This is a genomic window from Synechococcus sp. R55.4, from assembly GCF_047461935.1.
GTDB lineage: Bacteria > Cyanobacteriota > Cyanobacteriia > Thermostichales > Thermostichaceae > Thermostichus.
On the sequence record NZ_JANSIF010000008.1, the window covers coordinates 1 to 14,346 of the forward strand.

Genomic DNA, 14,346 nt, shown 5'->3' on the forward strand with positions numbered 1-14,346 from the left:
ATCTAAGAAAACCAACTTCATCCTCTTTCCTCTATAAATTATTCTCTCTATCCTAACATAAGATCAACACGACCTAGATCATCACGTCTGCAGTTATTAAGCTTGTCTGAGACACATATTACGAACAACGCGAAAAAAGGAAGTAATATGGTAGAACATGAAAGCCTGAATACACCAACCAAACTTCTCCTAGTTGGAGTGGAGATCCTTTTTGTCTGTGCCCTGTTTCTCATGCGTCTTGGAGTCGCCGGTTGGCTTCTAATGATGTTTGGAGCGCTGCTTATTTTGCTGCTTACTTTATGGGCATTTGTGCATATAGCTTTGATGATCACATTCATTAGCGTTTTTGAATCAAGAAAGAGCGATATTGCGCTCTACCTCGCGACTCATTTTTTCTATCTTTGGGCCTGGTTATTTCAATTCGATGGCGATGATACCAGTGTAAAGTGGACTATTCGTCTCCTCCCATGCACGAACTTTCTGGAGCCTCTCCTCCGGAAATGGGGCGGAGTTCTATTTTTAACCACGAGTATCGCTACATTTGTTTGCTATTTGATAATCTTCATTTTAATAGTTATTCGCTTGGCTCGATTAATTTTCCATTGAGTTTTCATTAATTCCACTGCCCCGAAAGGAAGCAACCGTCAATGTAGGGCCTCGTAGGGATCCTTTCGCCTCCGCCTGAACAGGTAGGGATCCGCCGGGGGCTCTGGGTCTGACCTAAACCACTGGTAGCAGATGAGCTGCACATCCTCTTGGGTGAAAAATGTCGGGCTCCGGTGGCGGGAAGAGGACCCCTTATACAATCCCTCATCGATGAACAACTCATCCAACGAGTGAATTAGATTGGCAACATCCCGATTCTTCTGATAGTTTTTCCAGAATTCCTTACAGTCTCTCTCGTAAGTGCGAATGCTTTTAGTATGTATAACCAAATCAAGAACCCGTTGTCGGGCCTCTTCAGTCACCGCATCAAGTTCAATAGCATCCTCTACCTCAGTGAGGACGAGATAGATTCGTCTCAACCATTGAGGCAAACTAGGTTGCAATAAAGAGCTACCCTGGCTTCGATTCAGCAGATTCAACAGATTTTGGATCGCAGGTTGTAACACCTCGAAGATCTCACCATCAAAAGGCGCAGGCGGTAGATCATCGGGCTTTGGAAAATCTTCTGGTCGGCAATAGAGAAGCTGAAAGATTGATCCCCAATCACTCTGGAGATGGTCGATACTTACAGAGATTCGACCTTCTATTCGAGGGTAGAAATGCCAGAAGTGCCGATCTTTGACTTGAAAAGCTAAAAATAGTCCATCCTGCGGAGCTTGGTAGCGTGTGCTGTGGATCCCAAGTGGGATCTCCTCGACAGCTTGCAACCCCGATTGCTGGATAAACTCCAACAACGGAAACCGCATTTCATCCATAGAGACTAAGTCAACTTTCTTCTCCAGAGCTTGCAGTATCTCACTCTGAGCACTGGGAGTTTGAGCTTCCTTCAGGAGTCGGATCTCCTCTAATGAACGCTCCGAGATCACCTCTCCCAGCACACTGGCATCCAGACCCACCTGCTGATCGATCAGGGCAATCCGCTGTTGCAACTTGCGCACCAATCCCAACAGCAGTTCCAGTCCTTGCTCGGGAAAGCCATTAACGATCGTCAACTCCTCGAATGGGGATCCCAGTCGATCGATGCGGCCTGCCCGTTGGATCATTCGCACCGGATTCCAATGCAGATCGTAATTCACAAGGACTGCTGCTTCTTGAAGATTTTGTCCTTCAGACAACACATCGGTGCAGATAAGCAGATCGATTTGCTCTTCAGGCGAACACCCGACTTCCTGATAATCCTCTCCACAACCCGAAGGATTACTAAATGGCCGATTGACCCGTGGCGCGAATCTTCTCACCAGCATTTCCCGTTCCCGGCTTGGGGTTTTTCCGGTTAATAACCCCACCCGCAAACCTGAGGAGAAATTGCGATATCTGCTCCGCTTCTCAGCCATTGCCTCAAGCCATTGTTTATCTTCCAGCAACTGCTGGTATAAGTATTCGGCTGTGTCTTTAAAGTAGGTGAAGACAAGCACCTTGTCCTGTTCCAAGCTGAGCATCATTCGTTTAAAAGCCATCAGCTTAAGATCAGAGTCTTCTCCTGCCTGCACCCTTGCCTGGATACGGGTGAGATCTTGAATAATCTGAGCCAGTGTTTTTTGATCGGCCTGGATTGCCTGGGTCAGCTTGTCCAAATCATAGTCTTCAGGGTTGACCTCAGGCAGAGATACCAGCACCTGCTCCACTGAATCCTCTTGCTCCTCAGCTTCCAGAGCCATCAGGCGTCGATAGCTGGATCCATCTAACAAGTGACCCTGCTGCAGCAAGTCCAAAAATCGTCCCTGGAAGTCAGATTGCCAGCAGATGCTGACCTCAAAAGCCTTGATTGAACTCTCTAGCCGCTTGAGATAGAGGGTTTTCATCAAGCTGCCGATCACTTCATTGCGTAACTGACGGTCGGTTAGCTTATCATTCTTCTGGCGCACATAGTTTTCCAGGTTATAGGGAGCCAGGTTCAGATTCTCAATGTAGGCAACCCAACGGCTATAGAGACCTTGGAAGCTACTCTCGAAGTTATAGGTAAATTGCTTCAAAATCCTGCGCGGAAAGCGGATCTCTTGGCCACCGATGATAATCTTCTCTCCTGCCTGTTGACGTTTCAGCACATCCAGGCGGGATCGACGCACCATGGTCTGAAACAACAACTCGGTGATCTGCCCCTCACCTTTGTCCAGCTTCTTAAACAGCGCGGATAGATTAGGGATCCCCCAGCTACTGTAGTAGTGATCATCGTTGCGGGTGAGCAGCAGCACCTGATGATAGAGGTCAAAAATTGTGTTGTTGATGGGAGTAGCCGTGAGCAGCACCACCCATTTGTTGCGGCGTCCCCCACAGATCAGGCGTTGCAAGTTGGCATATCGAGCGGTTAAGTTATTCCGGAAATTGTGGGATTCGTCCACAAGGACAATGTCGCAGTGGCTGTAGCGTCGGCTGTTGAAGTCAGATCGCCCTAGCTCCTCTTGAGACAACAAATCGGCCACCAAACCGAACTCTCTCAGCTTCGGCTCCCAGACGAGATTGCGAACTTGAGCCGGGCTGATCACCAAGGCCCGAGGCAGGTACCCCGGTTTTCGTCGCTCCGCTAGAAGATGGTCGATCAGCCGCAGTCCGATATAGGTTTTGCCCAAGCCTACCGCATCTGCAACGATGACCCCCCCATGGCGCTCCAGCAATTCTAGGGCTCGTTCAAACCCTTCCTGCTGGAAATCAGCCAATTCTAGGGTTGTGGCCTGCCCCTTGACCACTGGATCCTGCTTCGGCTGGAACAGGGTGTAGAGGCAGCGCATCAAGATTTGATGAGGAGTGTAGGCACGGCTGCCAAATTTGGATCGATCCAGCTCAGCAATAAGTTTCGATTTATAGTCTTTGTCCACACTGGGATGCTCCCAAAACTCTGTAAACCAGGTGTTGCGCATCTCCTGGGCTGCCTGGGCATTATCAAGCAATACATTTAACTCGGTGTTGCCTTCCAAACCGGGAACAGTAAAATTGCTGGATCCCACAATGCTGTAGCTGGGAAATAGATAAGCTTTGGCATGTAGAAAGGGTGTACGTTCCCCGATGGCCCCATACAACCGAACATCCACATGATCTTGCTTGAGAAAGGCAATCAGACGATCGATACACTGCTTGTACTCCAACTCAAAGGTGGAAGTTTCCAACTGCCTCTGAAGCTCGCGGCGAAGATAATCTTGGAGATCAATTCGATGGGGCTCTGCCGGTTTGATGGTGGGATCCCGGCCAATCAGCAAGCGCAGACGGGCGAGCTTATTAAAAGCTCGCTCCAGTTTGATCCAAGCCTCGATACGGAAGAAGCCGGTAGCAATATCTAGCTCAGTCTGCTTTTCCAGAAAGATCAGCCTCTGGATAACATTCGTTAATTTATGTCTCTGATTATCAATATATGTCGGTAGCGACATATGGATTACCATCCTTCCTTTTAATGCTTATTTGTTAATGCTTATTTAGGCCAACTTCTGCAACGAGCACGCAGAGACCGAAGCGCTTTTTCCTCAATCTGGCGCACCCGCTCGCGACTGAGGTTCCAAAGCCGACCAATCTCGGCCAGGGAATGAGGTTTATGGCCGTTTAACCCAAAGCGAAGGGTAAGCACCTGTTGCTCTCTTAGCTTAAGCAAGGCGAAGACTCTCTCAAGCATTTCCTGATGCTCCATCTCCTCCCAACTAGGTTCTGGGATCCGAGACCGATCCGCGAGGCTATCCACCAGCAAAACATCCCCAAATAGAGGTGCATCCAGAAAGCCGATCCCCTGATTCCAATCCAGTAATTGTCGGATTTCTTCAGGAGAAAAGTCGCAGACCGAAGCCAGATCCGCCACAGTGGGAGTCCGCCCCAAATCTTGCGACAACTGGCAAGCCACTTTCTTCAGGCGCCGGATCTTTTCCCAGACATGACTGGGCAGCCGGATCAGACGAGCTTGAGTGTCTATTGCTCGAGTGATGGACTGTCGGATCCACCAGGTGGCATAGGTAGACAGACGAGTTCCACGGGTATAGTCAAACTTCTCGATGGCCTGAATCAAACCTAAGTTGCCCTGCTGGATCAGATCCAATAGATCAAGCCCCTGCTCTTGATAGCGCTTGGCAATGAACACCACAAGGCGTAAGTTGTGCGCAATCAACTTCTCCCGTGCCCGCGTCGCCTGCTCGGTGCCGGGGAAGGTGGCCATCTGGCGAAATAGAGTCGTTTCCTCTGCCCGATTCAGGAGGGGGTAGCGGCCAATCTCGCGCAGGTAAGACTTTACGCTGTCCTGCAAATCCCGCCTTTTGATCTGTGTCGCCTCTTCTTGTTGGACTGCGGCATGACGTATTACCTGCTGCTGGTGCTGTTGGGCGGCCCGTAGCGACCGACCCTGCAAGACCAAGTTGCGGATCCAGTTGCGCTCTTGGTAAGAAGGATCCTGGCAGTTGACCTGGAAGCTGTAGACCTTCCCAGCTTGGCTGCTGCTGGTGATGTGCAGACAGTGGTAACCATCGGCTGTGGCCAGCAACAGGTAGGATTCTGGGCGTTGGGCCAGACGTCGGGCCAGCTTGTGCATCAGCACACCCAACTCTGGAGAGCCGGGCCTCACTTCAAACAGCAGCACCACCTGCCGGAAATATCCCTGCCGATATTCCGCCAGGACATATCCAGCCCGAAGTCTGTCAAAATAAGCCGGCAGCTCCAGCACCGTTATATCCAACGGTTGCCCCACCAGAGCGTACCCCAAGGATGCAAAGAGATCGGCCACCTCGGCGACCGATCGGATCCCTCGAATGTCTTCCACATCCAGTTGAGCAACCACTACCCTACTCCGGTGACCTGTTGTTACTTTAGTTGGGCTCCCGTGCTCAGCCCTAACCACACAAAGTATTGGAGAGTTCTGCTTAAAACCTGGAAAACCTTTGCCGGACAAATGTTTTGGGCGTTAGAGAAGAAAGTGGCCAATACTTTCTTTTACGAGCTTTCTTGCTCCTGATCGGCTAAGGGATCCCTGTACAAAACCGAGATCGCCTGCCCCGCGTCCTGAATCATTTGCCGAAGGGGCTCTGGGCTGACCACCAACACCTCTCCCCCAAAGCCCAAGATCCAGCGCTTGAGGTCGACATCCTCTAGGGACCAAAGGGGCAAGACCACCTTGAGCCGGTGGGGAAACCGACTGTCTCCCGTGGGGGGCAAGTTGAAGATAGATCTAGGCCGCGAAGATCCGGAAATACGGGGGGACATACGCTGGTGCTTAAAGCGTCGGGTGCCCTCGCTCACGAAGGGGAAGATCCGGTCGCTAAACCAAAGTTCCAGAGTTACTTCTGCTTGGCGGCGCTCATTGGGATCCCGACTGAGGATCTGCTTCTGCAGATGCGGGTCATTGCCCAAAAAGATCCCAGCACTGACATCGTAGAGCTTGTGCAGGCGTTCCAGAGCAGCCAACTGCTCTTGGCGGGAGCGCGTTGCACAATGTCGCCGGTTGAGAAAGAGCCGATCCATCCGCTCAAACCGCATCAGTCCCTGCCTCTTCGGGCTGTGATACTCGCAGCCCAGGTACCACGCGATTTGATGAAAGACCAGTTGCAGGGGCCAGATGCGAAAGCTCTCCACAGCCTCTCCGGGGAAGGTGGCTCCCGGCAAACGCTTTACCTCTAGCAGCTCCCCCGTCTCCATCGCTTCCTCGACCACCTGCAAGCCACGGCGATCCGCCAAGGTACCGGAAGGAGCCAAGGCGGGATCCACAATGGGTTGATTGCCCAGCCGACGAGTGGGGTAGATCTCAGAAGTATCGATGTGGCTGAGGCGCATACGCTGCTCCACCATTTCATAAACCGCCTGCTCCCAAGGGTTTTCTAGAGCGCGAGTGCTCACCTGCAAAAGCCGGTAGATCTGCTTGAGTTCATGGCGACTGAAGATCCCAGAGTGAGTGAAGTAGCCTCGCTTCATGGGAAAAGACGGCAAAATCTGGTAGGGCTTCAAGACCTTTTCGATGTCCTTACGGATGGCATCTCTGTTTTGCCCTTTCACCCAACCCTGTTGCTGGAGCTCACGGTTCAAGCTTTCCAAGCTGCCCAGCTCGGGATCAAAGTGGAAGGGTTGGGTCAAAATCAGGCGAATGGTATAAATCAAGCGGCTGAAGCTATCCCAGTCAGAATAAGCGTGGGTGGCAAAGGTCAGAGGCTGCCGGTTTTCGGGTTGAACCAAGAGCTGGTGCTGCTCCCCTGCACTGTTCTCGCCGGCGTGACAGAGCAAACCACTCTGCTTCAGCCAGATGAGATCTTCAGACAGCAGTTCAGGATCGGCGTACACGGATCCCTTTTCAGAGGCTATTCGGTGGGTGATTTCCTCCAGAGTACTGCCGGGATGATGGATCAAAATAGCCAGAAGATGGAGCAAGCGCTCAAAGTCAAGCAGCCGAGAGTAGCCGTGTAGCGTCGCCTTTCGAGTGGCGTTCTGACGGTTAATCAAGGTGCGAGGAATACCACTGACTTTCTCGAGAATTTGTTCTTGGGTAGGCAGGGATCCAGATAAATCTAAGGTCAGTACATCCAGGAATCCCTCTGCGGGTATGGGCGGAAAAGTCTTTAATGCCTGAGCCATTGCTTCTATCGAAGAGACTGGCACTTGACGATCCCGCTGCTGATTTCTCTGCTTACAGACCTCTAGGGGAGTGGTCAGATGCCACCCAATCCAATTTGCGCCGGGCAACTTTTGCAGCAGATCCAGCCGCCAGGAACGGTAGGCATTGGTAGCATCGTAGATAATGACTTGGCCGTGCTGATAAGCCTTGTGAATCCGAGCAAGAGCCAAATCCTCAATTTCCGACCAGTTGCCCTGGATTAAGGGATCCCCGTACAACTCTTGACGAATATTATCGGTGCTAACAACTTGAGAACCTTGCCAAGTTGCGGCTAAGACTTTTGCCAGTGTTGACTTGCCGCTAGCGGGAATCCCGATAAGAATGTGGTTGTAGTAGGAAGAGCTTACAGTCATCAGTTTGTTCTCCTTCAGAAAGAACGCAAGTCTCGAAGAAGTCTCTCCCTCGCCCAGGTCTTTAGGTCGGTATAGAGGTAGAGATCATCATCTGTAATAAGGCGCTGCTTATCGATATTGGGCAGCTTCAAAAGAGGAGATATAAGAATATCAGCCAAAACTTTCAAGATATCTTCGTAAGGACAGGCTCCTTTCTGTTTCGCCTCTTTATTTAATTCAGAGATGCGGTTGCTAGAGAATCCCTGACTGTCATGGATCATCTCATTGCGCTTGCGGATCCAAAATTCTAGGCTATCAATTTTTTCTTTTAGATCTGACAAGGATTTATCCTCACAGGCTCCATTCTTTCCTACATTCTTGCGGATGGCAAGAAGGATGGCCAAAAAACTAAGCTTACTCGCGCGATAGAGAATCTTTGCATATTCTCCATCTTTGAAATAATCTAAAGAGTCCAGCAAGCCAAGCTGATCTTGAGGCAGCAGTCGCTTAATTTCACGAATCTCAACTCGGGATCCCACAGTAGCTGACTTCAGGTACTGACGACCGCCAAGCTTTTCGATAACTTCATCGAGAATTTCCTCACAAAGTGAAGACATTCTTGAAAGAAAATGGGAGATCTGCTGATTCTGTTTGTATATCTTGCATTGGGAATATAAGTTAAGCAAAATACTGTGGTTTCCAATGGCCTGATTGATTCGAGTGTCTAGATCCAAACTTATATCCAGATTCATCTCTTTCTTGGAAGCTCTGGCAGCCTCGATATCTAAGTTCATGAGTGAGTCTGCCACTTGTAACCCTCTGATTGCATCATCAACCAGTTTCCTGCTGGAATGTAGCTGGGATTTGCTTACTACGCCCTGCTCAATTTGAAAAGACAGAATGGATTGCCAGCTCTTGAGAACTTGACAAGCTCCCGCAAAGTCAAAACGTTCTAGCAGTTGCATGACAACGCGATATTTCTGTGTCCGCTGGTATTGCCAATATGAAGTCCGAGTGCAAGGCGAGGGCTCCCCTCGAAGCACCTTCTGCTTTGAAAGAACCGGATCCAGAAACAGCAGCTTGGGGATGTCAGCAGTGATTGATTGCAGACGAAGGGCTGTCTGCATTTGAGGGGTTCCACCTTTAGTACTGACAAGAACCACCTCGTTTGAATCAATCTCGTCAACAAAGAAGCGATAATACTCGTTGAGGACAAGATCCTGTTGGTTAGGTTTGACGTTCTGAGGGATCACTCGCTTTAGAAAGAGAATATCCTCCCGCTGTAAATGTCTCTCAATCCACCTTTTAATGATCTCGAACAAGAAGCAAGTATCCTGATGCTGAGGGGGATTTTGATTGGTAACAAAAATGTTGATTTTTTTAACTGAAAACTCCTCAATGGCGGTATGGATTACCCCCCAGATTCTTCCAGGTCGAATGCGCTCCTGCCAAAAATCGGGCTCCCGTTGATAGGCGGCAAGAAGTTTCTCTGTTAGTTCGCGGAAGCTGTAGGCATTCCTGCCTTGACCTCTAACCTCTACACCCAGCTCTTTGCAGAGCCCATTGGCAACAAAGTCTTCTCGACTACTTCTTTCCCATATCACTTTTTCGTCTTCTGTTAGATCCTCGGCAACTTCGTTTGGTTCATCTCGGTCAAAGCCCACAGGAATGTAGTACTCAAAGCCTTGAATTTTTACTGTCAGATCAGAGGTGCCAATGTTAGCAATCAGAGTAGCCATAGTTCCTCACTTAGGATCAAAGTTCACCTTCTCATAGATGTCTTTCAGGGCAAGTTGACAGAAGCTTCGGAGCGAGAATGGGCAATCATAGCTTTTGCTCCTGGATCCAGTTGCGTAGATTCTGTTCAGCCTGAATCTCATTCTCTCGAGCCTCTGATAAGAATTGGTAGAGTCTGTCTTTGGGAACCCCTGGAAAACTAGGACTGATTTCTAACTCTTGGTAGCCTTGCGCAGTAAGTTGATAGATTCGCAGTTCCTCACCATTGAACCGCCACAACTCAGGGATCCCTATGGCAGCATAGAGGGCTAACTTGTTGATAGTACTGTGGGTTATGTCAACTTCCACCACCAGATCTGGAGGCGGATCTTGGCTAAAATCTACAGTGCGTCCCTTGACTTTAGGTTGATTCTGTAAGTAGTAGGCATTGTCAGGTTCTGCTCCTCGCTCTATATGGGGATAATTAAGAGTTGTAGAGCCCATAGTTTTAATCTGTCCTAAGTATGCAGTAGCCAGGATGCGTACGAAGAGATCAATCATCCTGACCAAAAACTCGTGATCTTCGAGTGGCATGGTGATTTCCAGAGTACCCCGGTCGTAGATCAAGCGAGAAGAACGGTGCTCTCCTAGTGCCTGAAGGATCTGCTGGTAGCGATCCCAGGTAAGGTGATGGAAAATGACCCGTTGTTCGGGAAGATGTGAGCGAGTGGGAATGATGAGCATATCAGACTTCATCTCCTCGAGATCAGTCTAGAAGGAGCAAAAAGATCATCTTTTCAAGGCTGTTCAGGCTTCAGACCAAAGAGATAGAGACTGCCTTGTATTCGAGATAAGTCATCGAGAAACTGGGAACGGACATGCTGGCAGCCAGCTTGGACACCTCCCATGAATAAGCAGACCACTTCCTGGCATTGAGTACCAGCTTGTTTGTGCTTAATCTTGTGTCTCCTAATCGTCACCCAAGAGCAATGGGCACTGCCTCGCGCAGCATCTCCGCCAAGATCGGGGTTTCGCTTGTAGTTTCTGCGTTGATCTTGTTGATAAACCAGCCCCATACCATCTCCTCGCGTACTTTCTGCATCATTGGGATCAACCCAACTTAAATCTGAAGCATTAACCGGATCCTGTTCAGGGCCAGGGACGGCGAATACGGCACAACTGCTGGGTGAAAATGCCTCACAGTTGGGATTCTGGGATCCACTGAGCAAACGTTCCGGCCAGATTTGTCCAACTTTTTGATACCACTCTTCGTATACTTGCCTCCATTTTTCTGGTTCAAGAGGTATTCCAAACACCCTGTACTCACCCTTAATTTTGATATCAAGCGTCAGGTGACTGCCTCGGGCTGCAGGAACCGGAGAGTTGTCTCTTCTTTCCATCATGAAAATGTGAAGTGGTCTTCTCCAACCTCGCCCTACTCCTCCGGTCATCACTGCAACTCGCACAATGGGGAGAAGGATTCCCATGAGGATCTCTTTGGGAGCTTCAATTCTAAGTTCTCCCTGCCATGAGTAGAAGGTTGGGAAGTTTTTTGACTTGCGTGCCCAGGGATCCCCTTGGATCATTTCCAGCCTTATGCACCCTTTTTGAGACTTAGGTTCTAGGGTTCCAAAAAGCTCGCTTGCTGTCTTCTCTGCATTCTCTTGGCTCATAACTCCCAAGAAAAATCGCAGTGCCCAGGAGCGGAGCCAGCCTCGCCAGTGAGAAGGTCGCAGCTCCAGGGTTTTCATGTCAGGGCCTGCATTACCCTGGCTGGAGAGACGGAATCTAAAGAGCACACTTGATATGCTTTCATTTGACTGTCTGGATCCCTTGTGATCAGGAACCAGAATCCGACCATATCCAGAAGCAGTGCGCCCGCCTATCCCCAGGACTTTTAGGGCTTGCTGAACCCACGACCAAACTTCATCAACTTCTTCTTCAGTTGTGCCGGGAACGCCTTGGATGGCCACGAGAAAATCAACAGGTCTCTGACCATCACCCAGTGTGTAGAGCGATAAAGGAGTGCCCTGACCTTGGTGAAACACCTGGAAGTTCTGTTGAGGATTGACGATATCCAGGCTTAAACGGGTAGGCTCTAGGGGCCAAGCGTCGAGAAATTGAATTTTTCCTGCCGAGATGACAGTCCCTTTTTGAAATCCAAGGAGGGCTTCCATCTTGGGGATCCGCTCCGGTTGTTGTTTTGCCCAGGCCCGGACGATCCCTCGGATTGAAGAACCTGGAATGTACCCGTTGAGAGGCAAGTCAGGCATAAGTTCCCAGTTTTCACCAACATTGCGCTTATCCTCTGGCCGACCTCTTTTGGGCTGCCATGGCCCACAGGGTTCCCCTGCTGAAACAAGCGTTTCCACATCGGGATGAGGATAGGATCCCACTTTTGCTCGCCAACGCAAAGTGAAAGTTCCCTGACGGAAAAGGTTTGAGGATCGCTTTTGATGTTGCTCAGCCAATAGCTTAATTAGACGCGGCCCGGTGTACATCAGTGTTTTCTCCATTTGTATCTCCTGAAAGATAAGCTCTAGCCCAAAAGTTCCAGTGATTCGCCAAGATTAAAGATCGTCTCCAAAGGGCGAGGTATTCTACAGGTTGGTCGCTTGCCAGAGCTTGGATCCTCTGCATTAATGCTTTGGGCTCCAGAGAATTATCTTCGGTAACCAGTTGCCCCAATAAAGAAGTCCAGACAGGAACTGTTCTCTGTCTCACCTTACCTTCTTGAGCATTGGACTGGTTAACGTATCCTATGGCCGAGAGCAGGCCGAAAACTCTCAGGTGTTGAGAAAGTCGGAGTACCGCATTAAGATCCTCCTGAGAAAGAAACTCTTTCCCTTGGGATCTCATGTACTGTTGAATGTGTTTATAGGCCAGTAAGCTGGTATGCTCTGGGCGTACGCTTGCTGATCGCTGCTCAGATGGTGCAGAGTCGGAAGAGCTGTTGATCTCCCTCCGCTGGTGAGAAGGCACAGCTTTGTTTTCCAATTTGGAGTTTGGAGTAACAGGCTTAGAAAAGCTCTTCATGTGCTTGTTCTTCGACATTCTTAACTCCTAACAGTGTTCTCAGATTTAGCTTGTGGGGTGGGATCAGAGGCATTGGAGACCCATCCTTGAACCCAGCCTCGCCCAACATTGGCTTGCCCCCCCACCTGGAACAAACCTTGGAGAACATTGATCAAAATCTCATGCTCTTGGGTGAGGTTTTCCTGGTTGGGCAGGGGGCTATATCCCCAGGCGAAGTAGAGAATGGTGTCACGAGGAATGCACACATCTGTCCAGAACACCTCTGCTGAGCCTACCTGGTTGGCTCCTTCCGAATCTTCCTGGATCTTGTTGCGGATCTGTGTCCAAAGGGAGTGCTCCATGAGGATCTGGAAGTCGCTATCGGGAAGAATGATCCGATTATTTTTCCAGGTTGCTTGGGTATCCCCCTGTAAAACAGCGGGCCATTCCCCGGCCAGTGAGAAGGTCTGCCCTTCAGGGAGTTTCTCAACACGCACTTCTGCGTCTGCCACAACATAAACGCCAGGTTTTGTTCCTACAGGGGCTTTGGGCAGAACTGGAAGAGGCTGACGGCACAGCAAGGCGTGATCTCGCAGTAGAGAATGACAACTTACCCAACAGAAAACGGAATCGGATCCTTTTAGAGACATGGTGCGCATCGGCACCCACAATAAACGGGCATCTCCAAACCAGACTTGGTGAACCCCCATTTGGCCATCTTTTTGGAGTTCTCGTCCAAAGAGAGTATCGGCAATTGTCGGATCTTGAAGTGTTACCTCGTTCCGCAGGCTTCCTCGCAAAGAAGAACCTGGGATGTAAGGAAAGTTGGTGTGAGATTCACGGGCAATTTCCAGGATGTTGCCTAGGTCGCCTTCTCCACCGCAATGGATGGGGGCAAGGCTGTAAAGATAGCCAACGCGAAAGTCAGGTTGAATCATTTCACAATCCCCCACAAAAGTGTGCCGTAATTCAACGATGCAAAAGTCTGCAACTGGGCGCATGGGTTACCCACAAGCTGCCTTGGCGGTGGCGGATCCCCCTTAAAGTGATACACCGTACCGGCGGGAATGAAGGCCCGTTGGGGTAGCAGCGCAAAGTCCAATCGCTCACTGCCCTGCCGCCGAACCGCAGAAATTCCACCCCAAAGCAAGGCCCGATCCGTAGCGCATCCTGCCAGATAAGGCTGCCACTGGGAAGGGTAAGCCTGATAGATACGGGGATCCGCTTCAGGCTGCGCTAGGCCCGGAGTGAGGAGATAAGCCACCCGACCCGTCCCCTGCCGAAATCGCTCCCAATCGATGCCAGGATCCCAATCTTCCAGAGGCGTGACCAAGGCGCGATGCCCCTCTCCCCCCAGGCGAACGGTGGTGGTCGGGATCCGAGCACTGATGGCTGCCGCCAATCGCCATCCCCACCGCAGTCGGGTTGCCACCTCGGTGAAGTAGCCAGCTTCATCTTTCACCTGGCGGGTATCGGGTTTGATGTCGATGTGAGGTAACACCTGGGTATCCCAGGGATCCTCATGAAAGTCGCCGGCCTGGGGTAGGGATCCTTGGAGATAAGCACTCAGTGCCGAGGCCCGCATCCAGGGGTGGGGACGGCCTTTGATGTACTCCCCTTTTTTGAGAGAGGGGGGCACCAGGGGCGGGAGTTTTTGATCATCCCAGCCGATAGGTTTCCAAGGATCCCCCTCAGCCGGCTGTAGGCGAGAGTATTGGTCTCCCCGGACTTTCTCTTCGAAGTTGTCTTCTGGGGTCGTGTCTGGATCGGCATGGGGATCCGATTGACCCGTAGCCAACAGATCTTTGGGAGTCGGTAGCCAGAGCGTATCTCGCTCATCCAGGAGAAACGGCCCCAGAAACTTGAGATTTCGAGCCTTGTCTGAAGCGTAGGGTAGGGCAGAGCGCAGGGCCTGAAAGATTGTGATGGGCATAGGGGGAAATAACCCTTTCGCCCAGGATCCCTCGCCAGGAGAAAAAGGTTTGCTCTCGCGAAAGAGCAGCACATCGATAGGCTCTAGGGCATACCAGTGCAGTTGGGTTTCAGACATGA

Annotated in this window: 9 protein-coding genes and 1 pseudogene; all 10 read right to left on the bottom strand. The window is 50.5% G+C overall.

The features are described from left to right. Positions 1 to 644: 644 nt before the first annotated feature. A complete protein-coding gene (locus NW842_RS03165; protein WP_414417484.1) occupies positions 645 to 2,915 on the bottom strand; it encodes a C-terminal helicase domain-containing protein in 2,271 nt (756 codons plus the stop codon). 636 nt (positions 2,916 to 3,551) lie between these two features. Beyond that, positions 3,552 to 4,037 (bottom strand): annotated as a pseudogene (locus tag NW842_RS03170) (phospholipase D-like domain-containing protein); the annotation flags it as partial. Positions 4,038 to 4,066: 29 nt separating this feature from the next. Next, positions 4,067 to 5,410: an RNA polymerase sigma factor RpoD/SigA gene (locus NW842_RS03175; protein ID WP_414417453.1), complete on the bottom strand. Its 1,344-nt coding sequence runs from the start codon at positions 5,408 to 5,410 to the stop codon at positions 4,067 to 4,069. A 152-nt stretch (positions 5,411 to 5,562) separates the two neighbouring features. Beyond that, positions 5,563 to 7,584 (bottom strand): AAA family ATPase, encoded by a 2,022-nt coding sequence (locus tag NW842_RS03180; protein WP_414417454.1) that lies wholly within the window; start codon positions 7,582 to 7,584, stop codon positions 5,563 to 5,565. Between the two features lie 14 nt (positions 7,585 to 7,598). After that, a complete protein-coding gene (locus tag NW842_RS03185; RefSeq protein ID WP_414417455.1) occupies positions 7,599 to 9,302 on the bottom strand; it encodes a hypothetical protein in 1,704 nt (567 codons plus the stop codon). A gap of 85 nt (positions 9,303 to 9,387) precedes the next feature. Next, positions 9,388 to 10,035, bottom strand: a complete 648-nt coding sequence (locus NW842_RS03190) for a Uma2 family endonuclease (RefSeq protein WP_414398464.1) — start codon at positions 10,033 to 10,035, stop codon at positions 9,388 to 9,390. Between the two features lie 41 nt (positions 10,036 to 10,076). Further along, positions 10,077 to 11,795, bottom strand: coding sequence for an RAMP superfamily CRISPR-associated protein (locus tag NW842_RS03195; RefSeq protein ID WP_414417456.1), 1,719 nt, complete (start codon positions 11,793 to 11,795; stop codon positions 10,077 to 10,079). After that, the gene (locus NW842_RS03200) at positions 11,755 to 12,333 is read right to left on the bottom strand and encodes a hypothetical protein (RefSeq protein ID WP_414407813.1); all 579 of its coding nucleotides are present in this window, start codon (positions 12,331 to 12,333) and stop codon (positions 11,755 to 11,757) included. Before NW842_RS03200 ends, NW842_RS03195 begins: the two co-directional genes overlap by 41 nt. A 2-nt stretch (positions 12,334 to 12,335) precedes the next feature. Then, positions 12,336 to 13,232: an RAMP superfamily CRISPR-associated protein gene (locus tag NW842_RS03205; RefSeq protein ID WP_414417457.1), complete on the bottom strand. Its 897-nt coding sequence runs from the start codon at positions 13,230 to 13,232 to the stop codon at positions 12,336 to 12,338. Beyond that, positions 13,229 to 14,344: a type III-B CRISPR module-associated Cmr3 family protein gene (locus NW842_RS03210; RefSeq protein WP_414417458.1), complete on the bottom strand. Its 1,116-nt coding sequence runs from the start codon at positions 14,342 to 14,344 to the stop codon at positions 13,229 to 13,231. Before NW842_RS03210 ends, NW842_RS03205 begins: the two co-directional genes overlap by 4 nt. Positions 14,345 to 14,346 lie beyond the last annotated feature (2 nt).

Bases quoted from the DNA above. Each gene is read 5' to 3' on its own strand.
- NW842_RS03180 (WP_414417454.1), bottom strand. From the start codon at position 7,584: ATGACTGTAAGCTCTTCCTACTACAACCACATTCTTATCGGGATTCCC.
- NW842_RS03185 (WP_414417455.1), bottom strand. From the start codon at position 9,302: ATGGCTACTCTGATTGCTAACATTGGCACCTCTGATCTGACAGTAAAA.
- NW842_RS03190 (WP_414398464.1), bottom strand. From the start codon at position 10,035: ATGAAGTCTGATATGCTCATCATTCCCACTCGCTCACATCTTCCCGAA.
- NW842_RS03195 (WP_414417456.1), bottom strand. From the start codon at position 11,795: ATGGAGAAAACACTGATGTACACCGGGCCGCGTCTAATTAAGCTATTG.
- NW842_RS03200 (WP_414407813.1), bottom strand. From the start codon at position 12,333: ATGTCGAAGAACAAGCACATGAAGAGCTTTTCTAAGCCTGTTACTCCA.
- NW842_RS03205 (WP_414417457.1), bottom strand. From the start codon at position 13,232: ATGATTCAACCTGACTTTCGCGTTGGCTATCTTTACAGCCTTGCCCCC.
- NW842_RS03210 (WP_414417458.1), bottom strand. From the start codon at position 14,344: ATGTCTGAAACCCAACTGCACTGGTATGCCCTAGAGCCTATCGATGTG.